The sequence below is a fragment of the Roseovarius sp. M141 genome (assembly GCF_024355225.1).
Classification (GTDB): Bacteria; Pseudomonadota; Alphaproteobacteria; order Rhodobacterales; family Rhodobacteraceae; genus Roseovarius.
In genome coordinates this window covers 2388365-2413883 of the sequence record NZ_VCNH01000008.1, presented here as the reverse complement: position 1 = coordinate 2413883, position 25519 = coordinate 2388365, and the positions used below count along the sequence as shown (strand labels likewise).

The window sequence follows — 25519 nt, the reverse complement described above, 5'->3', positions numbered from 1 at the left end:
TTTGTCGAAGATTGACGCGGCGCACCCATCCGGGTGCGCCGCGTTTCCTTGCGAGGCTATCTGCCCTTGCGATGCGGGCGCAGGGCCTCTTGCATGACGGTGATCATCGCATCGCGGCGCGCCAGCATCTCGTCGTGGCTTATGCCATCCGCCGCGTCGTCGGCGCCGTCGACCAGCATCGTGATCGTGTCGTCATCCAGATAGGGGCGCCCCATGTCATCCCACCAGCCGTTGAACGTATCACGAAAATGATTGCAGAACGCCTGCAATCCGCCCGCCCCGGCGCCTAGGCTGAAACACGCCGTCGGCCCCATCGCCGCCCACCGCAGGCCGGGACCGGCCCACATCGCCTTGTCTATGTCGCCGACGCTGGCGACGCCTTCCTTGGCCAGATGGATCGCCTCGCGCCAGACGGCGGCTTGGAGGCGGTTGGCGACATGGCCGGGCACTTCCTTGGTGACGCGAATCGTCACCTTGCCGATGCTCTCATAAAATGCGGCGGTGGCATCGGCCACACCGGGGCCTGTGCGCGCGTTTCCCATCACCTCGACCAGCGGCACCAGATGCGGCGGATTGAACGGATGTCCCAGCACCAGCGGCGCCGGATCGGCCCAGCCGTCCTGCATCTGGCCCAGCGTCAGCCCCGACGCGGAACTGGCGACAATGGCGCCGGGCGCCAGCGCCGGTTCGATCTCGGCAAAGACGGCATGCTTGATCGCCAGTCGTTCGGGCACGTTTTCCTGTACGAAAGTTGCGCCCTCTACCGCAGCGGCGGCGCTGGTGTGAAAGGAGAGCGCGTCCGGGGTGCCATGCACGGTCAGGCCCAGCCGGGTCAGGGTCGGCCATGCGGTTTCGACATAGGCGCGGGTCTGAGCCTCGGCCTCGGGCGAAGGGTCGTAAACGGCGACCGAGCGGCCAGAGGCCAGAAACAGCGCCGCCCAGCTGGCGCCGATGACACCAGCGCCAAGGCAGGCGGTACGTGCATGATCCATCAGAACAATCCCGGATTGAGCGGGGAGGCGGCGGTCATGCCGCCATCCACGGTAAAGCTGGCACCGCTGATATAGGCCGCCTGATCGGAGGCCAGCCAAGACACCATATTGGCGATATCCTCGGGCGTCCCCATGCGGCCCACGGGGTGGCGGGCGAGGGCGTCGCGCTTGGCCGCCTCGGGGTCATTTGCCAGTGCGAAGGCGTCATCGGCCATCTCCGTCAGGATCCAGCCGGGCGCGATGGCGTTGCAGCGCACATTCGGCCCGTGATCGATGGCGATGGAGCGAGTGAGGCCATGTACGAAGGCCTTCGAGGCGTTGTAAAGCGCCATGGACGGGTCCGCCGCCGTGGCCGAGATCGAGCCGATATTGACGATAACGCCGCCCGATTGCTCCATCATCGGCAGAACGGCGCGACACATGTTGAACACACCCCGGCAATTGGCGCCGATTACCAGATCCCAGTCGGCATCGGTGCTGTCCATGGTCGTTTTTTCAACCTGCACGCCGGCATTGTTGACGAGAAGGGCGATGCGGCCCAAGGCCTGCGCCGCGGCTGAAATCTTGTCAACGCCCGATGTCTCGGCCACGCTGGCCTGTGTCCATTCCGCGCCCTCGGGGAAATCACCGCCGCGCGCGCTGCGCCCGCATCCAAGCACGGTGTAGCCATCCGCCATCAACCGCACCGCAATGGCGCGGCCAATGCCGCGTCCGGCGCCGGTGACGATTGCGACGCGCGCGCTCACAGCTTCATCTGCTGGACTTGCGCGCTGAGCCCGCCATCCAGGACCCACAGCTGACCGGACGCATAGCGCGCCTCGTCGCTGGCCAACCAATTGACCAGATTGGCGACATCCTCGGGCGTGCCATAGTTACGCATGGGATGCACATCGCGCACAGCCTGTTGCAGTTCGCCGATGTCCTTGCCGCCCGCGCCCGAACCATCTCCGGTAAAGAAGCTTTGCAGCATTGGCGTATCTATATAGCCGGGGCAGATCGCGTTGACGCGGATACCCTCTGGACCATGATCGCAGGCCATCGCGCGGGTCAGCGCATGCACCGCGCCCTTGGTCGCGCAATAGACTGCCAGGCCCGGATCGGCGATGAACCCGTCATAGGAGCCGAAGTTGATCAGCGATGCGGTGGTACCGTTCGTTGCTGCCTTGCGCATCAGGGGCAGGGCGTATTTGGACGTCAGGAACGTGCCAGTGACGTTGACGGCAAAGCTGCGGTTCCATTCGTCGAGCGTGGTATCCTCGATGGTTTTCTCGATCTCGATACCGGCGGCGTTCACCAGAATGTCCAGCTTGCCTGCCTCATCTGCGATGCGGTCCATCGCTTCGCGCACCTCATCCTCGCTGCTGACATCCAAGCGGATAAATTCAGCGGCGCCGCCGGGCGCGTCCAGCGATCCACCTTCGCTGAGATCCGCCGCATAGACGCGCGCGCCTTCGGCCAGAAGCCGCGCACAGATGGCGCGCCCGATACCGCCGCGCCCGCCGGTGACGAGGGCGGTCTTGCCTTGCAGCTTCATGCGGCCTCCTCGGCGGCCTTGGCGTAGGCGTCCAGCACCAGCCCGTGGAAGTGATGCACCGCATGTTCCGATTTGCCCGAGCCTGAGGGGTCGTTGACGATGCGCCCTTGGGTAAAGGCGGGCGTGCTCATGCCGCGCTGGACGCTTTCGACCAGTCCGATATCCTCGGGTTGCAGAACCTCGTCGATATAGCGCATCGCGTCGACCTCCATCGGGTCGGGGTCGGGCGTCTCGAGGTAGAAATCATACGTTTCCAGCGTGCGATCAGGCCCCATCGGGATCACGTTCAGCACGATCATGCTGGAGCGGCCCGGATAGCGCATCAGGCAGGTCGTCGGCCACAGCCACCAGACGGCGTGGGTTTTCACCGTGGCGTTGGACACATCATAGGCGCTGTTGGGTGACGTCCCGGCCTCGGCCATGTGCGACGAATAGATGCCATAGGTCGTGACCTTGTAGGTGTCCATGTCGACCAGATCGCAGAAATCCTTGTGCGCTGTCGGGCAGTGATAACATTCGAGGAAGTTGTCCACGACATTCTTCCAGTTCGATTTGATATCATAGGTCAGACGGCGGCCAAAGGTCAGGTTCTCGATATCGGGCGCCCAGTGGCGGATCTCGGTCTCCAGATCGCCGGTTTGTTTGGCCAGCGATGTCGCCTGCGGGTCGAGATTGACATAGATAAACCCGCAAAATTCTTCGACCTGCACCTCGTCAAGGCAGATATCGGATGGGGTGAAATCCTCCAGATGTTCTGTTTCGGGGGCGCGCACCAACTGGCCGTCCAGCTTGTAGACCCACGCATGATAGGGGCACATGATGCGGCTGGTCACACCTTCGCCGCTCAGCAACTCATGCGCGCGGTGCTTGCAGACGTTGTAGAAGGCGCGCAGAATCCCGTCGCGGTCGCGCACGATGGCTATCGGCTGGCCCGCGACCTGAAGCGCAATGTAGTTGCCCGGCGCGCGCAGTTTTTCAACGTGACAGACCCATTGCCAGTGCATTGCCATGATGGCGCGCAGGTCGGCGTCAAACCATTTGGCCTCGGTATAGGCGTCGCTGCGCAGCGACAGAGAGCGGTTGCTGTCAGCGTCATAGCCGCGCCGAATGTCGGCAAATTCGCCTGCTGATGGAAACTGGGTCATGGCATCGCTCCAAATATCAAAGAGGCACGGGGGGGGGGGGCAGAGATGGTCGCGCCGCCCCCGATCATCGCAGATCATGGCGTGAATATTGCAAATAATATATGCGTGGATCGCCGCCAGTTTAGCCTGGCTGGACACATTGGGCACCTCGCCCTGGGCCCGACCTTACTCCACGGGCGAGGGAACAGGTTCGGGCGTGTAGCGGCCATCGTCGCCAATACTGTCATATAGCCGGAAGTCGGGCGCATATTTTCGTCGCAGTTGCGCCTCGGTTTCGCGGGTCAGCGGCAGGGCGGCTACGGGCGACGTGTTTTTCCTGTCGGCCTTGACCGCAAAGCCCATGCGCCCCTCCAGATACCGCTCCAGCGTCGGCTGATCTTCGTAGCGAAAGAGGTGCGTCGCCGCCGTCCCGTTGCGCTGTGGCTCGAGAAATTTCGATTGCGAACCTACGTTGGCATGGCGTGGCTGTTTGTCTTGCAGATAATCCAGCACGAATGCGTCAAAGCTGAGGCCCGCCGTGCTGGTTGGCTTGCCGTGCAAAAATGGGCGCTGGCGGTAGCGATACCAACTGCCCAGCCAATCGATGGGATGACGCATTACCGCGATGACGTGCAGATCATCGCCGATGAATTTCTCCAGCGCAGGGCGGAAAAACCGATTGTAGCGGAAAATCGGCGCATGTTTCAGCTCGGGCGGGTCGGTAATGATCATTGACGCGTGCGGCCCCAGCGCCGCCTGCCACGCCGTCGTGCCGGTCTTGGGGACCGATAGAAATACCAGTTTATGCTTGGAAAACACCAACATGACTTACTCCGCCCCCGCCGGGATATGCGTAACCCTTCTTTAACACTTCTGCGTAAAAGTGAAGATGTGAACAATTATCTTGAAATGTTCTCGCTTTGTCTTCATGTGTAGTGGGAACAAGTGGCGAACAAACGCAGCAATTGCCGCTAGAGGCAGGGTGTGGAATAAGGACGAAACGCAATGGCAACGGCAGATCTTTTGAGCATGGACAATAAAAAAAGCGCAGACAAGCAGAAGGCCCTCGATAGCGCGCTTGCGCAGATCGAACGGCAGTTCGGCAAGGGCTCGATCATGAAGCTGGGCGATAACCCGATTCAGGATATCGAGTCGACCTCGACCGGATCGCTGGGCCTCGATATTGCCCTTGGCATCGGCGGCATTCCCAAGGGCCGCGTTGTCGAGATTTACGGCCCCGAAAGCTCAGGCAAGACCACGCTGACGCTGCATTGCGTCGCGGAAGAGCAGAAAAAAGGCGGCGTTTGCGCCTTTGTCGATGCCGAGCACGCGCTGGATCCGCAATATGCGCGCAGGCTGGGTGTCGATCTGGACGAATTGCTGATTTCGCAGCCCGACACGGGCGAACAGGCGCTGGAGATTGTCGACACGCTGGTGCGTTCGGGCGCGGTCAGCATGATCGTGGTCGATTCGGTTGCTGCCCTGACGCCCAAATCCGAGCTTGAAGGGGACATGGGCGACAGCAGCGTCGGCGTACATGCCCGCCTGATGAGTCAGGCAATGCGCAAGCTGACCGGCTCGATCAGCCGTACGAAATGCACCGTGATCTTCATTAACCAGATCCGCATGAAAATCGGCGTCATGTTCGGTAGCCCCGAAACGACGACGGGTGGTAACGCATTGAAATTCTACAGCTCTGTGCGTCTGGATATTCGCCGTATCGGCGCGCTCAAGGACCGCGACGAAATCGTCGGTAACGCGACCCGCGTCAAGGTGGTCAAGAACAAGGTTGCGCCGCCCTTCAAGCAGGTGGAATTCGACATCATGTATGGCGAAGGCATTTCCAAGATGGGCGAGATTCTGGATCTGGGCGTCAAGGCGGGCGTGGTCGAGAAATCCGGCAGTTGGTTCAGCTATGGCGACGAGCGGATCGGTCAGGGGCGTGAGAACGCCAAGACCTTCCTGAAGGAAAACAGCAAGATGGCGCTGGAGATCGAAGACAAGATCCGCGCGGCGCATGGTTTGGATTTCGATATGAGCGGCCCCGAGGGCAGTAGCGGCGGCGATGACGACCTGATGGAGGCGTGAGGGTGCGCGCATGAAGATGACAGGCCCGGCCGCCACGCGCGCCGGGCCTTTTTCTTGCGGTAGACAGGGGCGGCAGGGGCGGATAATCACTAGAGCGCCCGAGTATCCTGAAAATCCCGCGAAAAGAGACCTAACATGGCGACGCTGAACGACATCCGCTCGACTTTCCTGAGCTATTTCGACCGTAACGATCACCGGGTTGTCGACAGCTCGCCGCTGGTGCCGCGCAACGACCCGACGCTGATGTTCACCAATTCCGGCATGGTTCAGTTCAAGAACCTGTTTACCGGGCTGGAAAAGCGCGACTACGTGCGCGCCACCTCCAGCCAGAAATGCGTGCGCGCGGGCGGCAAACACAACGATCTGGACAATGTCGGTTACACCGCACGCCATCACACGTTTTTCGAGATGATGGGCAATTTCAGCTTTGGCGACTATTTCAAGGACGATGCGATCCGCTTTGCTTGGGAACTGCTGACGCGCGATTTCGGGCTGGATAAATCCAAGCTGCTGGTCACCGTTTACCATACCGACGAAGAAGCCGCAGACCTCTGGAAGAAGGTGGCGGGCCTGCCGGACGAGCGGATTATCCGCATCGCCACGGACGATAACTTCTGGTCGATGGGCGCCACTGGTCCTTGCGGGCCCTGCTCGGAAATTTTCTACGATCACGGGCCCGAAATCTGGGGTGGCCCTCCGGGCAGCCCGGAGGAGGATGGCGACCGCTTTATCGAAATCTGGAACCTTGTTTTCATGCAGAACGAGCGGTTCGAGGACGGCACACAGCGCGATCTGGACATGCAGTCGATCGACACCGGCATGGGGCTGGAACGGATCGGCGCGCTGCTACAGGGCAAGCACGATAATTACGACACCGACGTCATGCGCGCCCTGATCGAGGCCAGCGCGCATGCCACCAGCACTGATGCGGACGGGCCGGGCAATGTGCATCACCGCGTGATCGCGGATCATCTGCGCTCGACCTCGTTCCTGATGGCCGATGGCGTGATGCCGTCGAATGAGGGGCGCGGCTATGTGCTGCGCCGAATCATGCGGCGCGCCATGCGTCATGCGCATCTGCTGGGCGCCAAGGACCCGGTGATGTACCGCCTTGTGCCGTCGCTGGTCACTCAGATGGGGCAGGCGTTCCCTGAACTGGGCCGCGCGCAGGGCATGATCGAGGAAACTCTGCGGCTGGAGGAGACACGCTTTAAGCAGACGCTGGACCGGGGGCTGGGCCTTCTGGACGACGCGCTGAATGAACTGGACGACGGCGCCGACCTGCCCGGCGAGACGGCGTTCAAGCTGTATGACACCTTCGGTTTTCCGCTGGACCTGACGCAGGATGCGCTGCGCGAAAAGGGCCGCGGTGTTGACACCGCCGGGTTCGACGCGGCCATGGCTGCGCAGAAGGCCAAGGCCCGCGCGGCATGGTCCGGCAGTGGCGAGGCGGCGGATGCGGATGTCTGGTACGACATTGCCGAGACGAGCGGCGTCACCGACTTTCTGGGGTATGACACCGAGATCGCCGAGGCGCAGATCGTCGCACTGGTACGGAACGGCGAGGTGACCGGCAGCGCGGCGGAGGGTGAGACGGTGCAGATTGTGCTGAACCAGACGCCATTTTATGCCGAATCAGGTGGTCAGGTGGGCGATTCCGGCACGTTGACCTGTGACGGTGGCGCCGCGCGCATCACGGACACGCGCAAGGTGGCGGGCGTTTTCATCCATTTCGCCGAAGTGACGCAAGGCGCATTGGCCAAGGGCGCCGCCGTCCAGATGGCTGTCGATCACGACCGCCGCAGCGCAATCCGCGCGAACCATTCTGCGACGCACCTCCTGCACGAGGCGCTGCGCGAGGCGCTGGGGGATCACGTGGCGCAGCGCGGCAGCCTGAATGCGGATGACCGCCTGCGCTTCGACTTCAGCCATACCAAGGCATTGACGACAGACGAACTGGCCCGCGTCGAGGCGGATGTAAACGCCTATATCCGCCAGAACACTCCGGTCGAGACGCGTATCATGACGCCGGACGAGGCGCGTGATCTTGGCGCGCAGGCGCTGTTCGGTGAAAAATACGGCGACGAGGTGCGCGTCGTGTCGATGGGTTGGCAGGATGGCTCGGGCAAGGGCACGGATCAGCGCACCTATTCGATCGAACTGTGCGGCGGCACGCATGTGGCGGGCACAGGCGATATTGGTTTGTTCGTGTTGCTGGGCGATGCTGCCTCCAGCGCCGGGGTGCGCCGGATCGAAGCGCTGACCGGTGAGGCCGCGCTGCGCCATCTGGGTGGTCACTCCAAGACCCTGACCGAGATTGCCGGCGCGCTCAAGGTGCGCCCGGATGATGCGCAGGCGCGGGTACGTGCGCTGATTGACGAACGTCGCGGATTGGTAAACGAGGTGGCGCAGCTAAGGCGCGAGCTGGCCATGGGCGGCGGCGCGGGGCAGGGCGCTGATGCCGAGACCGAGGAGATCGGCGGCACGAAGTTTTTTGCGCAGGTGCTGAGCGGCGTATCGGGCAAGGAGCTGCCCGCCCTTGTCGACGAACACAAGGCGCGCATCGGCAGCGGTGCGGTCGTGCTGATCGCGGACACGGGCGGCAAGGCTGCCGTTGCCGCAGGCGTGACCGAGGACAAGACCGGAACCATCTCGGCGGTGGATCTGGTACGCGCGGCTGTCGCGCAGCTGGGCGGCAAGGGCGGCGGTGGCCGCCCTGACATGGCGCAGGGCGGCGGCGCCGATGCGTCCAAGGCCGAAGCCGCCATCGATGCCGCAAGAAATCTGTTGAAAGGATAAATCATGCCCGCACTTTGGATCGCCCATGTCACCGTCACCGACGAGGACGCCTACGGAAAATATGCCACGCTGGCCGGCCCGGCCATCGCCAAACACGGCGGCAGTTTTATCGCGCGCGGTGGCCGTTTTGTTCAGCTGGAAGGGCGCGAGCGTCCTCGCAATGTGGTCGCGCGGTTCGACAGTGTCGAGGCGGCCGAGGCCTGCTACCACTCGCCGGAATACCAAGAGGCGCTGAACCATGCGCGTGGCGCGTCAGAGCGCGAGTTACTGATCGTCGAAACGACCGAATGATATACCCAAACGGTGGCAGAATTTGTGCGGCGCTCTTGGGCTGTCCGGCAGAACTTTGCCCCTGGCGTCGGGTGGATTATGCCTCCTTCGAGGCGGCGTTCAATACCTGACGACTTGCCATGATTGCTTGCCGCTGTGCCGCGAGATGATCGGATGGGCAGCCCTGCGGTTATGGTCTTGCCTAATCCGCAGGGCGCAGTGTCTGTATCATCGATATATCCCCGCCCATTTATGTCGTAATCGACGCAACCTCTGCCCCTCAAGGGCAGAGGTTTGAACAGTGTCTGAATCAGGATTGCCGCCTATCTCGCGCTGCTTGGCAGTACGCTGGGGCTTAGGCAGGCAAGGTACCCCGCCATTCGCAAGACTGCGCCCCAGAAGAAAATAGTGCCCGAGTTTCCTATCCCGGACACCATTGAAGTAGCGGATGAAGATCGGTTGATAACGATCAGAAATCAGTTCGCTTTTGTCGCACGCTTGCGTTCGTGCGGATCAAGATGGCGCTTGCGCAGCCGGATTGCGTTCGGCGTGACCTCGACCAACTCATCATCGTCGATATAGGCGATGGCCTGTTCCAGGCTCATCTCGATGGGCGTGGTCAGGCGCACCGCCTCGTCCGTGCCGGAGGCGCGCACGTTGGTCAGCTTCTTGCCTTTGAGCGGGTTCACTTCCAGATCGTTTTCGCGGCTGTGCTCGCCGATGATCATGCCGGTGTAGATCTTGGCCTGCGGGCCAATGAACATACGGCCGCGATCCTCAAGGTTCCACAGGGCATAGGCGACCGACTCGCCGTTTTCCATCGAAATCAGCACACCTGCGCGGCGACCTGGAATCGACCCCTTGTGAGGAGCCCAGCTGTGGAAAACGCGGTTCAACACACCGGTGCCGCGTGTGTCGGTCAGGAATTCGCCGTGATAGCCGATCAGACCGCGCGACGGGATATGCGCGATTATACGGGTCTTGCCCGCGCCGGCCGGCTTCATTTCGGTCATCTCACCCTTGCGGACGCCGGTAAGTTTCTCGATGACCGCGCCCGAGTACTCGTCGTCGACGTCGATCGTGACCTCTTCGATCGGCTCCAGCCGTTCGCCATTCTCGCCCTCGCGCATGACGACCTGAGGGCGGCTGATGCTCAACTCGAAACCCTCGCGGCGCATGTTCTCGATCAGAACGCCCATCTGCAATTCGCCGCGCCCGGCCACCTCGAAGGCCTCGCCGCCGGGAGTGTCGGAGATCTTGATGGCGACGTTCGATTCGGCCTCTTTCATCAGGCGATCGCGGATGACACGGCTTTGCACTTTCTTGCCGTCGCGCCCGGCAAGGGGGCTGTCGTTGATGCCGAAGGTGACTGTGATGGTGGGCGGATCAATCGGGCGGGCTTCCAGCGGTTCATCCACGGCCAGCGCGCAGATCGTGTCGGCCACAGTCGCCTTGGACATGCCGGCAAGGCTGACGATATCGCCGGCCTGGGCTTCTTCGATGTCCTGACTTGCAAGGCCACGGAAGGCCTGGATACGGGTGACGCGGAACTGCTCGATCTTCTGGCCGATGCGACTGAGGGCCTGCACGGTCGCGCCGACCTTCAGTTTGCCCGATTCCACGCGGCCTGTCAGCAGACGGCCGACGAAGGGATCGGCGCCAAGCGTCGTGGCCAGCATGCGGAAATCTTCGCCCTGCCGTTTGACCTGCTTGGGGGCGGGGACGTGGTCGACGATCAACTGATAGAGTGCGCTCAGATCCTTGCGCGGTCCGTCCAGCTTGTGATCGGCCCAGCCTGATCGACCGGAGGCGTACATATGCGGGAAATCCAGCTGATCGTCGTCAGCGCCGAGGCTGGCGAACAGATCAAAACATTCGTTCAGTGCGCGGTCGGGTTCGGCGTCAGCCTTGTCGACCTTGTTCAGCACCACGATTGGGCGCAGACCGAGGGCCAGAGCCTTGGACGTCACGAATTTGGTCTGTGGCATCGGGCCTTCGGCGGCGTCGACCAGCAGAACGACACCGTCGACCATGCTCAGGATACGCTCGACCTCGCCGCCGAAATCGGCGTGGCCGGGGGTGTCTACGATGTTGATGCGCTTGCCCTTCCACTCGACCGAAGTCGGCTTGGCAAAGATCGTGATACCGCGTTCGCGCTCCAGATCGTTGCTGTCCATCGCACGCTCGTCCACGGCCTGATTGGCGCGGAAGGCGCCCGATTGTTTCAGTAGCTCGTCCACAAGCGTCGTCTTGCCGTGGTCAACGTGGGCGATGATCGCGATATTGCGAAGGTCCATTCGGGTCAATCCTTGGGGTTTTTTCTGGCGCCCTACAGGCTGCGCGCGCATTTTACCAGAGGCAAATGGGCGCGCAAGCGGGATTGGGTGGCTGATGTCACAGGCAAAGCGTGGTCGGCCCCACCGCACGCGGCGCGGCGCCGGTCCCCATTTTGAACCGCGCAATACCCGGCGTGCGCGCCGTATCCGTGCGACCCAGATCCAGCCGTGTATAACCGCGCGCGGCCAGGTCCTGAGACGCGCGCCACAGCAGCAGGTTGTGCACGTTCAGCGCCCGGCCGCGCGGTCCGCTCCAGCCGATGTGATAGGTCGCGACCGGCGCGTGCAGCAGCATCAGCATGAAGCCGACCGGCGTGCCGTTTTCCCTTGCTGTCAGCAGCAGGGTGCTGTCGGGTGCAAGTTTGGTCCATTTTTCGGTAAATGCATGGGGCAGGGCTGCATAACCGCGCCTGCGCCGCTGAGCGGTTTCCTGCGCCAGCAGCGGGGCGTCTTGCGGCAGCAGCAGGGGGCGTGCGGTGACGTTAAGGTCGGAGGCTTCAGCGCGCTTCAGCCGGTTGCGCCATTTCCCATGTTGGGCCGCGCGGCGAGCAGTGGCGCATGGCGCGAGGTCGAGTTCGGCCATTTCAAGGCCTTTTGCCGCCTGTAGGCCGCGCCGGATACCGGCACTATCGCAGCCTATCGCCCATAGTGCACGCCATGGCGCGGCGCGGGGCAGCGCCGCGAGTGCGCGATGTTGCAGGATAGGTGTCGCGGCATCCGTCCAGACAGGTCCACGCGGCAGCCATGCCATGCGCAGCGGGCCGACGCGGCGTACATGGACGCGCGCGCGGCCAAGCAACACGCTGCCATCGTGGATATCGGCCAATACGGGATTACAGCCGAACGCCGCCATGACAGCCGCATAGGTGCCGCATTGCTGTAGCGGGGTGCCGGGCAGATCGCCATGCCTGTCCGGCGGGCCAAAGTCGATATCCATGCGCGCCAGTGAACAGCGCGCATGGCTAAGGTATCGTTAATTTCCGATCAGAACGGGATTTCGTCGTCGAAATCGCGCGAGGGCGCGCTGCCGCCACCAGAAGATCCGCCCGAGGACGGTCCGCCGCGATCATCCGGACCGCCGTAGCCGCCACCGCCACCGCCGCCGGAATATCCGCCGCCGCCACCACTACCGCCGCCTTCGCTGCGGCCGTCAAGCATGGTGAGCGTGCCGTTGAAACCTTGAAGGACCACCTCAGTTGAATAGCGGTCCTGACCGGACTGGTCCTGCCATTTGCGGGTTTGCAGCTGGCCTTCGATATAGACCTTGGAGCCCTTGCGCAGGTATTGCTCGGCGATGCGCACCAGCCCTTCCTGAAAGATGGCGATGGAATGCCATTCGGTCTTTTCGCGCCGCTCGCCGGTGCTTTTGTCCTTCCACGTCTCGGAAGTGGCGATGCGCAGGTTGCACACCTTACCGCCGTTCTGGAACGTGCGCACCTCGGGATCGCGGCCCAGATTACCGATGATGATGACTTTGTTAACCGACCCGGCCATGCGCGTCCTCCTGATAGGGCTTGGAATTTGACTTCGTGTTACATCATCTGAACAGCGTTAATGCCAGCCCAAAATGGTTGGACGGAGGCGCTGAATGGCAAGATCCGGCGCGGGATGCGCGCGCAAAGCTGGAAATCGTGGACGGAATCGGGTAACCGGGTTCTATTGGGACAGGACCGGGTATTCATATGAAGCGATTTTTCAGCGCGGTACTGACGTTTGCAACGACAGTTATCGTGGCGCAGGCTGCCCATGCCGAGGTTCTGTCAACCAAGAATCGCGGTCATTTGTTCAAGTCGCAGACCGGCGTTCTGGATAACCGCGCGTCGTCGCAATACAAGGCATCCGTGCGCCTGCAACCCGAACGCATCAATACGCCCACCAAATGGGGCAGCGCCAAGGCCTATCGCGGCGCCTATCGCGGCCAATTCCTGAAATTGGCCAAGGCGGCGGCGCGCAAGTATTCGGTGCCCGAGGATCTTTTTTTGCGCCTCATCCAGCAGGAAAGCGGTTGGAAGGCGGCGGCGCGGTCGCACAAGGGCGCGATTGGCCTAGCGCAGCTGATGCCGGGCACAGCGGCGGTGCTGCGGGTCGACCCGCACGATCCCCGACAGAATCTGGAAGGCGGCGCGCGCTATCTGGCGATGCAATACCGCGAATTCGGATCGTGGCGGCTGGCGCTGGCGGCCTATAATGCCGGTCCCGCAGCGGTCAAGAAATACGGCGACGTGCCGCCCTATAAGGAAACCACCAATTACGTCCGCGTGATCTGGGGCAACTAGGCGCACCTTACGCCGCCTGTGCCTTGCGGCGCAATGTCGACGGGCTGGCGCCGGTATGGGCCTGTATGAAGCGCGAAAAATAGGCCGCGCTGCCGAACCCCAGCTGCGCCGCGACGTGGCGGATCGCGTCATCTCCATCCTCCAGTAACACGCGCGCGGCATGCAGCGTGCGTTGCACCAGAAGATCGGCAGCGGTTAGCCCGCAGCAGGCCTTGCAACTGCGCCCCAGATGCGTGGGCGTCACCCCCAGATCGCGGGCATAGGCGGCCATCGGCTGTCCTGATGCATGGCTTTGCTCGACCAGGGCCGCATAGGCGACGACCAGACGCTGCGCCGCTGTCAGGCGCGGTACGGGGTCCTGACCGATCAACGCGCGGCGCAACCAGACAGAGATCATGATCGCCAGTGCCTGCGCCGATTCGTCCGCGAAGGGCCGGGCCTGTGAGGTCTCGCGCATCATCGCCTCAAGCAGCGCCGTCAGTTCGCCCTGCGCCTGCGCCTCGCGGATGCGCAGATGCTCCGGCTCGTCTTGCATCAGGGCAGGGCCGCCCGGTGGGATCAGGCAGACCTGGCCATAACAGCCCGGACCTATATCCAATGAAAACAGCGTGCCGGCCGGCACTACCAGCGCATTATGCGCCCCGATGCCCCGGCGCAGCCCGCCAACCGCCGCGCGCGCCTGTCCGCGTGTGATCCAGATCAGCGCGTGACGTGTCTGGCTGTGCGGCAGGGTCAGGCGCCACGGGGCGCCATGCGCCCATTGTGCAATCGTCAGGATTTCGGGCGCGGTTGTCACGGCTTACGTCCCTCTGGTGCTATTGCGGCAAGGTACTGCGACTGTGCAGCCAGTTGAAACCGCTAAATGTTGCGAAAGTGAAAATCAGCCAGCTTAGGGCAGTGCAATGCGCTGCCAGCCGCTCATCCGGGCCCGAAACCATGTGCGCTGCCGCTTGGCAAACTGGCGTGTGGCGATGGTGGCCGCCTCCTGCGCCGCGGTCAGGCTGATTTCGCCGCGCAGATGCGCAGCAAGCTCGGGCGCGCCGATCGCCCTTGCGCTGGGGCGCGCGGCCGCCAGATGGGCCATGTTTGCGCGCACCTCGCCCAGTGCGCCGGCCTCCAGCATCGCGCCCAGCCTGCCTGCGATCCGCGCGTTCAGCCAAGCCGGGTCCGCATCCAGCAGCAGCGCATGGGCATCTGCGCGGGGCAGCAACGGCGGCGGCGTCGCGTCCTGCCAGTCGGCCAGTCCGCGCCCGGTGGTGCGCTGCACCTCCCACGCGCGCTGCACGCGCATGGGATTGCGCAGATCTATGCGCGCGCGGGTTGCTTCGTCCAATGCATCAATCATCCGCTGCAATGCGCCGCTGGTGCGCAGGCTGTCCGCCTCGGCCCGGATTGCGGCGGGGGTCGGCGGAATCTCGGCCAGACCTTCGGTCAGGGCACTGAAATACAGGCCGGTGCCGCCGACGATGATGGGCCGCGCGCCGCCCTCCAGCAACGGGGCGACGTCGCGCAGCCAATGACCGACGGAATACGCGGCCTCCTGTGCCACATGGCCGTACAGCATATGCGGCGCACGCGCCTCATCCTCGGGCGAGGGGCGCGCGGTCAGGACGCGCCAGCCCTCGTAGACCTGCATGGAATCGGCGTTGATGATCACGCCGCCCAAACGCTGTGCAATCTCCAGCGCCAGCGCGGATTTTCCCGACGCAGTCGGTCCGGCAATCAGCACAGGTGCGCCCGTCGATATGTTCAAATGCTCCAGCATGGCGGCGTTCTAACGCGGTGCGGCGGCAGGCGCGAGGCCTCGCGCGGCGCTTTCGTGCCGTCTTGGCAGCGTGGGCGCGGTTTAAGCGATTGAACTTTGCCGCCGTTTGCGACATTTTGCGCGCCAGACAGCCCCAGCGCCAGGACGGAGCCAGCCATGACGGACAGCGACACCCCCAAGACGACCTTTCAGCGCGTGATGCTGAAAATCTCGGGGGAGGCGCTGATGGGCGACACCGCCTACGGCCTGCACCCCCCGACAGTTGAACGGATCGCCCGTGAAGTGAAGGTCGTTCACGATCTGGGCGTCGAGATCTGCATGGTGATCGGCGGCGGCAACATTTTCCGCGGGCTTCAGGGCAGCGCGCAGGGGATGGAGCGCACGACAGCGGATTACATGGGCATGCTGGCCACCGTGATGAACGCGCTGGCAATGCAGAGCGCACTGGAAAAGCTGGGCGTGTTCTGCCGGGTGATTTCCGCCATCCGCATGGACGAGGTGGCCGAGCCCTACATTCGCCGCCGCGCCGTGCGTCATTTGGAGAAAAAACGCGTCTGCATCTTTGCCGCCGGCACGGGCAACCCCTATTTCACCACCGATACCGCCGCGACGCTGCGCGCCAATGAAATGGCCTGCGAGGCGATCCTGAAAGGCACCAAGGTCGACGGCGTCTACGACAAAGACCCGATGACGAATACCGACGCCGTGCGCTATGATCGCATCAGCTATGACGATGTGCTGGCCAAGCACCTGAAGGTGATGGATGCCAGCGCCATTGCACTGGCGCGCGACAACAGCCTGCCGATCATCGTCTTTAGTCTGGACGAGCCGGGAGGCTTTCGCGGTATCCTGGCCGGGGAAGGCACCTATACAATCGTGCACGCCTGACGCTAATAGAATGCGCAGCGCCGGGCGACAGACCGCAGAGGAAGTATGACTATGGCCGACGATATCGAAATCGACACCGCCGATCTGGAACGGCGGATGGAAGGGGCGATTGCCTCGCTCAGGACCGAATTCGCGTCTTTGCGCACGGGCCGCGCCAGCGCGTCGATCCTCGAGCCGGTGATGGTCGACGCCTATGGCCAGATGACCCCGATCAATCAGGTCGGCACCGTCAACGTGCCCGAGCCGCGGATGGTCACGATCAACGTCTGGGATAAGGGCCTTGTGAACAAGGTTGAAAAGGCCATCCGCAATAGCGGTCTGGGCATCAATCCGCAGATGAACGGCACCATCATCATGCTGCCCATCCCCGAATTGAACGAAGAGCGCCGCCGCGATCTGACCAAGGTCGCCTCGCAATACGCCGAACATGCGCGCGTCGCAGTGCGCAACGTGCGCCGCGACGGCATGGACCAGATCAAGAAGGCCAAGAATGACGGTATGTCCGAGGATGATCAGAAGTTCTGGGAAACTGAAGTTCAGGATCTGACCGACCGCTTCATCACACGCGTCGACGAGTCGCTTGAGACCAAGCAGGCAGAAATCATGCAGGTCTGATATGTTTCGGCGCAAGGGCAAAGACAGCGCGGGGGCGGCCACGCCGGCCCCCGAGGCGCATCAGGGTCCGCGCCATGTGGCCGTGATCATGGACGGCAATGGCCGTTGGGCACAGGCGCGTGGTCGCCCGCGCCTTTTTGGCCATCACGCAGGTGCCAAACGGGTGCGCGAGATCGTCAATGCCTGCCCTGATCTGGGGGTCAAGTATCTGACGGTGTTTGCCTTTTCTACCGAGAACTGGAAGCGCACCCAGTCCGAAGTGGCCGGCCTGATGAGCCTGTTTCGCCGCTACATTTCGAAAGAGGCACGCGCGCTACGGGATGAGGGCGTGCGCGTGCGTTTCATCGGGGACCGCGTGCGTCTGGATGCCAAGTTGATCGGCCTGATGGACGAGCTGGAGAGCATTACCGAAGGCAATGACCGCATCCATCTGACCATCGCGTTGAACTATGGCAGCCGCGACGAGGTGAGCCGCGCGATCAAACATCTGGCCGAGGATGTCGCTTCGGGCGAGCTTAGCCCGACAGATGTGGATGAGGAAACGCTGACAAGGTACTTGGATACAAGGGTTTTGCCAGATCCTGATCTGGTCATCCGCACCTCGGGCGAGGCGCGGATTTCCAACTTTTTGCTGTGGCAGTCGGCCTATGCGGAATACGAGTTTGTCGAAACGCTCTGGCCCGATTTCACCAAGCAGATCTTTGCCGGTATCGTATCGGGATATGGCGGACGCGACCGCCGATATGGAGGAGCCAAGCCATGAGCCTGCCTGCACGCTGGAGCGATCTGAATGCTCGGATGATCTCGGCCGTGGTGATGGTCGTTGCCGGGGCCTTGCTGCTTTGGGCGGGGGGGGTGATCTTTGCCGCCACGCTGTGGGTGATTGGCGGCGCGTTGGTATGGGAGCTTTCGCGCATGCTGGGCGGGCGCGCATGGGCGCCGGGCATGGGTGTGATTGCGGGGCTTGCGCTGGCCGCGGCGTGGGCGTTGCCGGTGTGGCTGGCGCTGCCGGGGCTGGTGTTCGTCGCGGGCTTTGGTGCGTGGCAATTGCCGGAGCGACGGGTTCTGTTTGGCATCTACGCAGCAGGCATTCTGTTGGCTTGCTACACGGCGACATTGCTGCGCGTCGATGCTGGTCTGACGTGGATTCTTTGGGTGATCTGTGTCGTCGTATCGGTTGATGCTGCGGGATATTTTGCGGGCCGCGCCATGGGCGGGCCGAAATTATGGCCTGCGATCAGCCCCAAGAAGACATGGTCGGGTACCCTTGCAGGCTGGCTGGCCGGCGCTGTCATGGGGCTTGCCTTTGGTCTATACCTGAATGTCGGCGCGCAGCTGATGGTTCTGTCCGTACTGATCGCGATCACCGGGCAAGCCGGCGACATCTGGGAAAGCTGGATCAAGCGGAGCGTCGGGGTCAAGGACAGCTCGAATCTGATCCCGGGCCATGGGGGCGTGATGGACCGGTTCGATGCGATGCTGGGCGCGATGCTGCTGGTCGGGGCGCTGTGGCTCTTCAGGATGCTGCCGGGGATCCTATGAGGCGTGTCAGTATTCTGGGCGCGACAGGTTCTATCGGGCAGAATACGCTGGATCTGATCCGACGGGCGCCGGGCGAATTTCAGGTGGTGGCGCTGACCGGGGGCCACAATATCGCGCAGCTGGCCGAGGATGCACGGCAATCTCGCGCAGAATTCGCCGCGACGGCCTATCCTGAACTGCTGGAAGATTTGCAAGCGGCGCTTGCCGGTAGCGGTATCCAAGTGGCGGCGGGCAAAGCCGCGCTGATCGAGGCAGCGCAGCGCCCGGCGGATTGGATCATGTCGGCCATCGTCGGGGTGGCGGGCCTTGCCCCCGGGCTGGCGGCGCTCGAGCAGGGTGGTACGCTGGCATTGGCCAACAAGGAATCGCTGGTCACGGCCGGCCCCTTGCTGCTAGCCACGGCAGCGCGCCATGGCGCGCGCATCCTGCCGGTAGACAGCGAACATTCAGCCATCTTTCAAGCGCTGATCGGTGAGGATCGCGCGGCGGTCGAGCGGGTGATCATCACTGCCTCGGGCGGTGCCTTCCGCGACCGGCCCTTAGGTGATCTGGCGCATGCCGGCGTCGCCGAGGCGTCGACCCACCCCAACTGGGACATGGGCCAGCGTATCACCATCGACAGCGCCTCTATGTTTAACAAGGCGCTGGAAGTCATTGAGGCCAAGGAATTCTTCGCTCTTGATCCTGACCAAATCGAGGTGTTGGTGCATCCGCAAAGTACTGTGCATGCGCTGGTAGGGTTTCGTGACGGCGCGCTGATGGCGCATGTCGGCCCACCAGATATGCGCCACGCCATCGGGTATGCGCTGAATTGGCCGGATCGCCGAGATCTGCCGGTAGCGCGGCTGGACCTTGCCGCCATCGGTCGGCTGGATTTCGCGTTGCCGGACCCGGCGCGCTATCCCGCGCTGGCGCTGGCGTGGCAGGTGATGCATGTCGGTGGACATGCCGGTGCCATCTTCAACGCGGCCAAGGAGCGCGCGCTGGACCATTTCATCGCCGGGCACATCGGATTCCTTGAGATGAGCGCGCTGGTCGCCCGCACTCTGGATAACGGCCTGCGCGATGCGCAGACAGGTGAGATCACGCTTGAAAGCGTGCGCCGCTGCGACCACCTTACACGGCAACAGATGGATCGCCTGATCGCCGCCTGAGGCGGTTCAGCGGTGCCATATTCGACAGAATAGGACGGTTTTTGGATATTTCAGCGCTCCTCCCGCAATTCGGCAGTGCCTTGGGCACGATTGCCGCCTTTGTCGTTGCCTTGTCGGTCATCGTCGCAATCCATGAATACGGGCATTACATCGTCGGGCGCTGGTCCGGCATCAAGGCCGAGGTCTTCTCGCTCGGGTTCGGCCCGGTGCTGTATTCGCGCGTCGACCGGCATGGCACGCGCTGGCAGGTCGCGGCGCTGCCGTTTGGTGGGTATGTCAAGTTTCTGGGCGACGCGGACCCCGCCAGTGGCAAGGATAGCGCGGCCATGGCCGCTACCCCGCCCGAACGGCTGCGCCAGACAATGCATGGCGCACCGCTCTGGGCGCGCACGGCGACGGTGGCGGCGGGACCGGTGTTCAATTTCATCCTGTCGATCGCGATTTTTGCCGGCGTGATCCTGGCGCAGGGCAAGATGGCCGAGCCGCTTCAGGTGGGGTCGCTTAAACCCCTGCCAGCGCAAGGGATTGCGTTGCAACCCGGCGATACCGTGCTGGATATCGCAGGCACCGATATGCCGGGCTATGAGGATCGCGGCGCGTTCGATGCGTTCACCTCTGCGCTGCCGGACCAGCAGGTCATGGACTACCGCGTGCTGCGCGATGGCCAGCAGATGACCGTGCCCGGCCCGCATCCCTTGCCGCCGATCGTGACGGCGCTGGCGCCGCAATCGGCAGCATACCGCGCCGGAATGAAGGCGGGGGATGTCATTTCTGCGGTGAATGGCACACCTATCTCGTCCTTTACCCAGCTCAAGAATTTCGTCGAGGCCTCGGACGGGGCCACGCTGCAACTGGATGTCTGGCGCGGCGGCGCCCAAGAACAACTGAGCCTGACACCGCGCCGCATGGACGAGCCGCAGGCGGATGGCGGCTTTGCCACCCAGTGGCGGATCGGAATCGCCGGCGGCTGGGCTTTTGAGCCGGGCACAGAGCGCGTCGGTCCGCTGAGCGCGCTCGGCGATGGCGTGCGGCAGACCTATGCGGTCGCGGCCAGCTCGGTCTCGGGGCTGTATTACATGATCACGGGTGCAATCAGCAGCTGCAACATGTCAGGGCCTTTGGGCATAGCGCAGACATCGGGTGCGATGGCCAGCCAAGGGGCGGAAAATTTCATCTGGTTCATCGCGGTGCTATCGACGGCGGTCGGCCTGCTGAATCTGTTCCCGATCCCTGTTCTGGATGGCGGGCATCTGGTGTTCTACGCCTACGAGGCGGTGTTCCGCAAACCGCCCAGCGACGGCGCGTTGCGGGTGATGATGACCATCGGCCTGACGCTGATACTGGGTCTGATGCTGTTCGCACTGTTCAACGATATCTGGTGCCCGTGATTCGCGTGGCGGCCACTGGCCCCCAGATATAGGGGAGGTGCCCATCGTCCAAAAATGAGGGCAGGGATGGGGGCTGCACTGATCCTGCCGCAATAGCGCGCTGATCGACGTCCATCTGGAGAGCGTGTTGTTTTCAGGTGCAATCGTTCCGGCGCTTTTTAGGGGCAGCTTTCACCGCATCGTTTCAGGGCGGGCGGGTCGGTAAGTGTGCGCCCTTTAACACAGGCACGATGCGTCTCGATTTGGCGAAACAGGCGTTTTGACAAGGCCCCCTCGACCCGTTACTGAACATGCATATTGGCTTGTCAGACTGGGTTGGATTTATGAATCATCCGAAATTCCTGCGCGCTCCGCGCATTCGCACTTCGGCATACCAGCGGGCCAAGGCCAGTTTTGGCACTGCCTGTCTGGTTTCCCTCGCGTTTTCCATGGCACCGCTGCCTGCGCAGGCCCAGTCCTATCGCTTTACCGATGTGGCCATTGCGGGCAACCAGCGGATTGAGGCGGGCACGATCCTGACATACGCGGGCATCGGGCGCGGGCAGACCGTATCGGCAGCCGAATTGAACGATGCCTATCAGCGAATCCTCGCCAGCGGCCTGTTCGAGGAAGTTTCGATCAATCCGCGCGGTAACACGCTGGAAATCAAGGTCACGGAATACCCGACCATTTCCAAGATTTCCTTCGAGGGCAATTCCAAAATCAAGGACGAGGCTCTGTTCGGCATCGTCGAGAGCGCTTCGCGCAAGGTGTTCAACCCTGCCACGGCCGAGCGTGACGCGGCCAACATCGTCGCCGCCTACGCCGAAACCGGCCGCAGCGCCGCGCGCGTCAGCGCCAAGGTCATCCGCCGCAGCGACAATCGCGTGGATCTGGTGTTCGAAATTTTCGAAGGCAAGAAGATCGAGGTGCAGCGCGTCAGCTTTGTTGGCAACCGTGCCTATTCAGACAGTCGCCTGCGCCGCGTCGTCGGCTCCAAACAGGCCGGTCTTTTCCGGGCACTGGTCAACCGCGACACGTTTGTCGAGGACCGTATCGAGTTTGACAAGCAGGTGCTGGCCGATTTCTATTCAGCGCGCGGCTATGTCGATTTCCGCGTGACCGGCGTCAACGCCGAATTGGCGCGAGAGCGGGACACCTATTTCATCACCTTCAATGTACAGGAAGGTCAGCAATTCCGAGTTGGCCGCGTCACCACGGTCAGCGAATTGACGGGCGTGAATGCGGCCGAATATCAGGCCGCGCTCAAAATCAAGCCGGGCGAGATTTATTCGCCGATGAAGATCGAGAATTCGATTGCCCGGATGGAGCGGCTGGGCGTGCGCAACGGCGTCGATTTCCTGCGGGTAGAGCCGCGTATCACCCGCAACGACCGCAATCTGTCGCTGGATGTGGAATTCGCGTTGGTGCGCGGGCCGCGGATTTTCGTCGAGCGGATCGACATCGAGGGCAACACCACAACGCTGGATCGGGTTATTCGCCGCCAGTTCGACACGGTCGAGGGTGATCCGTTCAACCCGCGCGAGATCCGCGAGTCGGCCGAGCGTATCCGCGCGCTGGATTTCTTTGAAACCGCCGAGGTTGAAGCGCGTGAAGGATCACGCCCCGATCAGGTGGTCGTCGACGTGGATGTCGTAGAGAAAAGCACCGGCTCGCTTTCCTTCGGGGCGTCCTACTCGACCAGCGCCGGCATCGGATTCGCCATCGGTTTTTCCGAGCGTAACTTCTTGGGCCGGGGGCAAAGGCTGTCCGCACAAATCGCGGCCAGCGCCGATCGCGCCAACTACAACATCAGCTTTGTCGAACCTGCCTTTCTCAGTCGCGATGTGGCCTTCGGGCTGGACTTCGCTCTGATCGAGACGACCGATGATTTCTCGCTCTACGACACCACGATTGGCAAGTTCCGGCCCAGCCTGACCTTCCCGATCAGCGAGAATGGCCGTCTGGCGGTGCTCTACAGCGCTGGCTACAAGGATATGAGAAACTATACGGGCACCAGCGGCATATTGGCGAGCGAAACGGCTCGTGGTGGCGAATACGAAAGCGGAGTAGGGTACAACTATACCTATGATACGCGCCGTACCGGCCTGAATCCCAATGCCGGCGTTCTTCTGTCATTTGGGCAGGATTTTTACGGTCTTGGCGGCGATCAGGAATACATTCAGACCACGGCACGCGCTATTGCACAGACCAGAATCCTGAATGAGGAAGTGACGCTGCGCGCCACGTTAGAGGGTGGCGCGGTAAACTTCACAGGCAGCCAGGACAGCCGCGCGGTTGATCGGTACTCCGGCCAGATCATCCGTGGCTTCGAGCCGAACGGCATGGGCCCCTTGGAGGGAACCGAGCAGCTGGGCGGTAACTATTTTGCCGCGCTCAAGCTGGACGCGGAGTTTCCGCTGGGCCTGCCCGAGGAATACGGTATCACCGGCGGCGCTTTTCTGGACTTCGGCAGCATCTGGAATGTGGATACTTCTGCCGCGACCCAGCCAGTATCGTCCATCGGGTTTGAGCCGCGCTCGGCGGTCGGTGTGTCAGTTATCTGGACATCGCCTTTTGGCCCGCTGCGCTTCAACTTTTCGCACGCCCTCATGAAAGAGCCGGGCGACAAGACCCAATCCTTCGACCTGTCCATCGCCTCGACCTTCTGATGCGGGACGCTACGGCAGGAAATTCATGGGCCAGCGTACTGATGGGTGCGCTGGCTCTTTTTGCTGGCCCCGGCGTTATCGCGTCCGGCGGTGCCGCAGAGGCGCAGGTGCAGGATGTCGGCACTGTCCAGAGCGAGATTCTGACGCTGGATCCCGACCGCCTGTTTGCCAACACTATGGTTGGCCAGCGCCTGACCACGCAATACGAGGCCGAGCGTGACCGCCTGATTGCCAGCAACCGCGAACTGGAAGCAGAGCTGCGCGCAGAAGAACAGGCCCTGACCGACGCGCGCGAGGATATGACGCCGAAACAGTTTCGCACCAAGGCGGATGCGTTTGACGCCAAGGTCCGCTCGATCCGGCAGGAGAATGATAGCAAGGCCCGCGACCTGGAACGGGGCCGCGAGATCGCGCCGCTGTCGCTGATGCGCATGGCCGAGCCGATTCTGGTGCAGCTGATGCGCGAGACCGGGGGCAAGATCATTCTGGACAACCGGCAGGTGCTGCTGCGCGCAGATACGATAGACATTACCGATTTGGCCGTCGCGCGTGTCGATGCAACCATTGGCGACGGATCGGGCCTGACTGTCGAAGATGGCGCCGCCGCGCTGCCCGAGGCCGCCGTGCCGGGCAGCGATGAGGAAAGCCCCGCAGATAACGCGCCAGTGCCCTCTGGCGATACGCAGACGGCAGAATAGCGGCGCCGCCTTGCTCCGCGCGGGCTGAATTGCTACAGATTTGCACGACTTGGCCTCGGCCGTGGCTGCCTGCATGTTTCCAGCGCGGTGCCCGGAACGAACAGCGCCCCTGCGGCGCCTGAAAGGATAAAGATGACTCAGCCGCTGCAAACCGCCGACATTCATATGATCCAGCGGTTGATCCCGCATCGCTACCCCTTTTTGCTGATCGACAAGGTGCGTGATATCGACAGCTATCACACCGCCACGGGCATCAAGAACGTGACCATGAACGAGCCGCATTTTCAGGGCCATTTTCCGGGCAAGCCGATAATGCCCGGCGTCACCATCATCGAGGCGATGGCCCAGACCGCTGCCGTCATGGTCGGCACGGCGCTGGAGATGCAGGACAAAAACATGCTGGTCTATTTCATGGCCATTGAGATCTGCAAGTTTCGCCGCATGGTCGTACCCGGCGATGTGCTGGAAATGCGGCTGACGACCCAGCGCGGCAAGCCGGGCGGCAAGGTCTGGAAATTTTCGGGGGTGGCCACGGTGGATGGCGAGATGGCCTGCGAGGCCGCGTTTACCGCGATGATGGATCTGGGCGGAGCCACGGCGGGATGAGCAGCAGCGGCATCCATCCCGGCGCCGTCATCGAGGAGGGCGCGCAGATCGGTGCGGACTGCGTGATCGGTCCGTTCTGTCATGTCGGTCCCGACGTGCGGCTGGGCGACGGCGTGACACTGAAAAGCCATGTTGTTGTTACTGGCGATACGACCATAGGGGCGGACAGCACGATCTATTCCTTTGCCTGCATTGGGGAAATTCCGCAGGATCTGAAATTTCAAGGCGAAAAGACCCGACTCGAGATTGGCGCACGCGCACGGATCCGCGAACATGTGACGATCAATACCGGCACGGCGGGCGGTGGTGGCCTGACGCAGGTGGGCGATGATTGCCTGCTGATGGCGGGCTGCCATATCGCGCATGACGTGCATGTGGGCAACCGTGTGATCGTGGTTAACAACGCAGCATTGGCCGGGCATTGCGTTGTCGAGGATGACGTGATCATCGGCGGATTGTCGGGCGTTCATCAATTTGTGCGAATCGGTCAGGGTGCCATCATCGGCGCTGTGACGATGGTCACGAACGACGTCATTCCCTACGGTCTGGTACAGGCGCCGCGCGGGGTGCTGGATGGGCTGAACCTGGTTGGGCTGAAACGCCGCGGCGTGGGCCGGGCGGATATTACCGCTCTGCGAGCGGCGTTCCAGATGCTGGCGCAGGGTGAGGGCACCTTTCAGGAGCGCGCCCGGCGCATGGGCGGCGAAACCGACAGCGTCTATGTCGCGCAAATCGTGGAGTTTGTCACCGGCGCCAGCGACCGGTCCTTCCTGACACCGGGGCAGGGATAGGC

The 25519-nt window shown here is 62.6% G+C and carries 24 protein-coding genes; 14 read left to right on the top strand and 10 right to left on the bottom strand.

The annotated features are described in order from the left end of the window. Positions 1 to 56: 56 nt before the first annotated feature. The 5 genes from FGD77_RS15730 to FGD77_RS15710 form a co-directional block, all read right to left on the bottom strand. Positions 57 to 992 (bottom strand): 3-hydroxyacyl-CoA dehydrogenase NAD-binding domain-containing protein, encoded by a 936-nt coding sequence (locus FGD77_RS15730; protein WP_255011099.1) that lies wholly within the window; start codon positions 990 to 992, stop codon positions 57 to 59. Beyond that, positions 992 to 1738: an SDR family oxidoreductase gene (locus tag FGD77_RS15725; protein WP_255011098.1), complete on the bottom strand. Its 747-nt coding sequence runs from the start codon at positions 1736 to 1738 to the stop codon at positions 992 to 994. The genes FGD77_RS15730 and FGD77_RS15725 overlap by 1 nt, the downstream gene beginning before the upstream one ends. Further along, positions 1735 to 2526, bottom strand: coding sequence for an SDR family NAD(P)-dependent oxidoreductase (locus FGD77_RS15720; RefSeq protein WP_255011097.1), 792 nt, complete (start codon positions 2524 to 2526; stop codon positions 1735 to 1737). Before FGD77_RS15720 ends, FGD77_RS15725 begins: the two co-directional genes overlap by 4 nt. Next, positions 2523 to 3671: an SRPBCC family protein gene (locus tag FGD77_RS15715; protein WP_255011096.1), complete on the bottom strand. Its 1149-nt coding sequence runs from the start codon at positions 3669 to 3671 to the stop codon at positions 2523 to 2525. Before FGD77_RS15715 ends, FGD77_RS15720 begins: the two co-directional genes overlap by 4 nt. 165 nt (positions 3672 to 3836) lie before the next feature. Beyond that, a complete protein-coding gene (locus tag FGD77_RS15710) occupies positions 3837 to 4475 on the bottom strand; it encodes a sulfotransferase family protein (RefSeq protein ID WP_255011095.1) in 639 nt (212 codons plus the stop codon). Between the two features lie 180 nt (positions 4476 to 4655). On the opposite strand from FGD77_RS15710, the gene recA reads away from it, so the two are divergent. The 3 genes from recA to FGD77_RS15695 all read left to right on the top strand — a co-directional run bounded on the left by recA (position 4656) and on the right by FGD77_RS15695 (position 8828). After that, positions 4656 to 5738, top strand: coding sequence for a recombinase RecA (recA, locus tag FGD77_RS15705; RefSeq protein ID WP_255011094.1), 1083 nt, complete (start codon positions 4656 to 4658; stop codon positions 5736 to 5738). 135 nt (positions 5739 to 5873) lie between these two features. Continuing rightward, positions 5874 to 8537: an alanine--tRNA ligase gene (gene alaS / locus FGD77_RS15700; protein WP_255011092.1), complete on the top strand. Its 2664-nt coding sequence runs from the start codon at positions 5874 to 5876 to the stop codon at positions 8535 to 8537. Between the two features lie 3 nt (positions 8538 to 8540). Beyond that, positions 8541 to 8828, top strand: coding sequence for a DUF1330 domain-containing protein (locus tag FGD77_RS15695; RefSeq protein ID WP_255011091.1), 288 nt, complete (start codon positions 8541 to 8543; stop codon positions 8826 to 8828). A 455-nt stretch (positions 8829 to 9283) separates the two neighbouring features. On the opposite strand, the gene typA is transcribed toward FGD77_RS15695, so the two are convergent. From typA to FGD77_RS15680, 3 genes are all read right to left on the bottom strand, one after another. Continuing rightward, positions 9284 to 11104 carry a translational GTPase TypA gene (gene typA / locus FGD77_RS15690; protein WP_255011089.1) on the bottom strand — a complete coding sequence of 607 codons (1821 nt, stop codon included), beginning with the start codon at positions 11102 to 11104 and terminating at the stop codon, positions 9284 to 9286. Positions 11105 to 11201: 97 nt separating this feature from the next. Continuing rightward, positions 11202 to 12080 (bottom strand): GNAT family N-acetyltransferase, encoded by an 879-nt coding sequence (locus tag FGD77_RS15685; protein WP_255011088.1) that lies wholly within the window; start codon positions 12078 to 12080, stop codon positions 11202 to 11204. A gap of 47 nt (positions 12081 to 12127) precedes the next feature. Further along, positions 12128 to 12637, bottom strand: a complete 510-nt coding sequence (locus FGD77_RS15680) for a single-stranded DNA-binding protein (protein WP_255011087.1) — start codon at positions 12635 to 12637, stop codon at positions 12128 to 12130. 188 nt (positions 12638 to 12825) lie between these two features. Here FGD77_RS15680 and FGD77_RS15675 point away from each other — a divergent pair, with 188 nt between their 5' ends. Further along, positions 12826 to 13419 (top strand): lytic transglycosylase domain-containing protein, encoded by a 594-nt coding sequence (locus FGD77_RS15675; protein WP_255011086.1) that lies wholly within the window; start codon positions 12826 to 12828, stop codon positions 13417 to 13419. Between the two features lie 7 nt (positions 13420 to 13426). Here FGD77_RS15675 and FGD77_RS15670 read toward each other — a convergent pair whose 3' ends face one another. Together FGD77_RS15670 and miaA are read right to left on the bottom strand one after the other, a co-directional pair. Further along, entirely contained in the window at positions 13427 to 14215 is a 789-nt protein-coding gene (locus tag FGD77_RS15670) for a helix-turn-helix transcriptional regulator (protein ID WP_255011085.1), read from the bottom strand. 93 nt (positions 14216 to 14308) lie between these two features. After that, complete coding sequence (gene miaA / locus FGD77_RS15665) at positions 14309 to 15184, bottom strand: tRNA (adenosine(37)-N6)-dimethylallyltransferase MiaA (RefSeq protein ID WP_255011084.1); 876 nt, start codon at positions 15182 to 15184, stop codon at positions 14309 to 14311. 156 nt (positions 15185 to 15340) lie between these two features. Here miaA and pyrH point away from each other — a divergent pair, with 156 nt between their 5' ends. The 10 genes from pyrH to lpxA all read left to right on the top strand — a co-directional run bounded on the left by pyrH (position 15341) and on the right by lpxA (position 25517). After that, complete coding sequence (gene pyrH / locus FGD77_RS15660; RefSeq protein ID WP_255011083.1) at positions 15341 to 16072, top strand: UMP kinase; 732 nt, start codon at positions 15341 to 15343, stop codon at positions 16070 to 16072. 51 nt (positions 16073 to 16123) lie between these two features. Next, positions 16124 to 16687: a ribosome recycling factor gene (gene frr / locus FGD77_RS15655; protein ID WP_255011082.1), complete on the top strand. Its 564-nt coding sequence runs from the start codon at positions 16124 to 16126 to the stop codon at positions 16685 to 16687. A 1-nt stretch (position 16688) separates the two neighbouring features. Then, positions 16689 to 17450 carry a polyprenyl diphosphate synthase gene (uppS, locus tag FGD77_RS15650; protein ID WP_255011081.1) on the top strand — a complete coding sequence of 254 codons (762 nt, stop codon included), beginning with the start codon at positions 16689 to 16691 and terminating at the stop codon, positions 17448 to 17450. Next, positions 17447 to 18229: a phosphatidate cytidylyltransferase gene (locus tag FGD77_RS15645; protein ID WP_255011080.1), complete on the top strand. Its 783-nt coding sequence runs from the start codon at positions 17447 to 17449 to the stop codon at positions 18227 to 18229. The genes uppS and FGD77_RS15645 overlap by 4 nt, the downstream gene beginning before the upstream one ends. Further along, the gene (gene dxr, locus FGD77_RS15640; RefSeq protein ID WP_255011079.1) at positions 18226 to 19383 is read left to right on the top strand and encodes a 1-deoxy-D-xylulose-5-phosphate reductoisomerase; all 1158 of its coding nucleotides are present in this window, start codon (positions 18226 to 18228) and stop codon (positions 19381 to 19383) included. Before FGD77_RS15645 ends, dxr begins: the two co-directional genes overlap by 4 nt. Positions 19384 to 19424: 41 nt before the next feature. Then, positions 19425 to 20771 carry an RIP metalloprotease RseP gene (gene rseP / locus FGD77_RS15635; RefSeq protein WP_255011078.1) on the top strand — a complete coding sequence of 449 codons (1347 nt, stop codon included), beginning with the start codon at positions 19425 to 19427 and terminating at the stop codon, positions 20769 to 20771. A gap of 428 nt (positions 20772 to 21199) precedes the next feature. Beyond that, a complete protein-coding gene (gene bamA, locus FGD77_RS15630; RefSeq protein WP_255014261.1) occupies positions 21200 to 23422 on the top strand; it encodes an outer membrane protein assembly factor BamA in 2223 nt (740 codons plus the stop codon). Further along, a complete protein-coding gene (locus tag FGD77_RS15625) occupies positions 23422 to 24120 on the top strand; it encodes an OmpH family outer membrane protein (protein WP_255011077.1) in 699 nt (232 codons plus the stop codon). The genes bamA and FGD77_RS15625 overlap by 1 nt, the downstream gene beginning before the upstream one ends. A gap of 132 nt (positions 24121 to 24252) precedes the next feature. Next, positions 24253 to 24726: a 3-hydroxyacyl-ACP dehydratase FabZ gene (gene fabZ / locus FGD77_RS15620; protein WP_255011076.1), complete on the top strand. Its 474-nt coding sequence runs from the start codon at positions 24253 to 24255 to the stop codon at positions 24724 to 24726. Beyond that, positions 24723 to 25517, top strand: a complete 795-nt coding sequence (gene lpxA, locus FGD77_RS15615) for an acyl-ACP--UDP-N-acetylglucosamine O-acyltransferase (RefSeq protein ID WP_255011075.1) — start codon at positions 24723 to 24725, stop codon at positions 25515 to 25517. Before fabZ ends, lpxA begins: the two co-directional genes overlap by 4 nt. Positions 25518 to 25519: the final 2 nt, after the last annotated feature.

Coding starts and splice junctions, on each gene's coding strand:
- FGD77_RS15730 (WP_255011099.1), bottom strand. CDS start 992: ATGGATCATGCACGTACCGCCTGCCTTGGCGCTGGTGTCATCGGCGCC.
- FGD77_RS15720 (WP_255011097.1), bottom strand. CDS start 2,526: ATGAAGCTGCAAGGCAAGACCGCCCTCGTCACCGGCGGGCGCGGCGGT.
- FGD77_RS15715 (WP_255011096.1), bottom strand. CDS start 3,671: ATGACCCAGTTTCCATCAGCAGGCGAATTTGCCGACATTCGGCGCGGC.
- FGD77_RS15710 (WP_255011095.1), bottom strand. CDS start 4,475: ATGTTGGTGTTTTCCAAGCATAAACTGGTATTTCTATCGGTCCCCAAG.
- recA (WP_255011094.1), top strand. CDS start 4,656: ATGGCAACGGCAGATCTTTTGAGCATGGACAATAAAAAAAGCGCAGAC.
- alaS (WP_255011092.1), top strand. CDS start 5,874: ATGGCGACGCTGAACGACATCCGCTCGACTTTCCTGAGCTATTTCGAC.
- FGD77_RS15695 (WP_255011091.1), top strand. CDS start 8,541: ATGCCCGCACTTTGGATCGCCCATGTCACCGTCACCGACGAGGACGCC.
- typA (WP_255011089.1), bottom strand. CDS start 11,104: ATGGACCTTCGCAATATCGCGATCATCGCCCACGTTGACCACGGCAAG.
- FGD77_RS15685 (WP_255011088.1), bottom strand. CDS start 12,080: ATGGATATCGACTTTGGCCCGCCGGACAGGCATGGCGATCTGCCCGGC.
- FGD77_RS15680 (WP_255011087.1), bottom strand. CDS start 12,637: ATGGCCGGGTCGGTTAACAAAGTCATCATCATCGGTAATCTGGGCCGC.
- FGD77_RS15675 (WP_255011086.1), top strand. CDS start 12,826: ATGAAGCGATTTTTCAGCGCGGTACTGACGTTTGCAACGACAGTTATC.
- miaA (WP_255011084.1), bottom strand. CDS start 15,184: ATGCTGGAGCATTTGAACATATCGACGGGCGCACCTGTGCTGATTGCC.
- pyrH (WP_255011083.1), top strand. CDS start 15,341: ATGACGGACAGCGACACCCCCAAGACGACCTTTCAGCGCGTGATGCTG.
- frr (WP_255011082.1), top strand. CDS start 16,124: ATGGCCGACGATATCGAAATCGACACCGCCGATCTGGAACGGCGGATG.
- uppS (WP_255011081.1), top strand. CDS start 16,689: ATGTTTCGGCGCAAGGGCAAAGACAGCGCGGGGGCGGCCACGCCGGCC.
- FGD77_RS15645 (WP_255011080.1), top strand. CDS start 17,447: ATGAGCCTGCCTGCACGCTGGAGCGATCTGAATGCTCGGATGATCTCG.
- dxr (WP_255011079.1), top strand. CDS start 18,226: ATGAGGCGTGTCAGTATTCTGGGCGCGACAGGTTCTATCGGGCAGAAT.
- bamA (WP_255014261.1), top strand. CDS start 21,200: ATGGCACCGCTGCCTGCGCAGGCCCAGTCCTATCGCTTTACCGATGTG.
- FGD77_RS15625 (WP_255011077.1), top strand. CDS start 23,422: ATGCGGGACGCTACGGCAGGAAATTCATGGGCCAGCGTACTGATGGGT.
- fabZ (WP_255011076.1), top strand. CDS start 24,253: ATGACTCAGCCGCTGCAAACCGCCGACATTCATATGATCCAGCGGTTG.
- lpxA (WP_255011075.1), top strand. CDS start 24,723: ATGAGCAGCAGCGGCATCCATCCCGGCGCCGTCATCGAGGAGGGCGCG.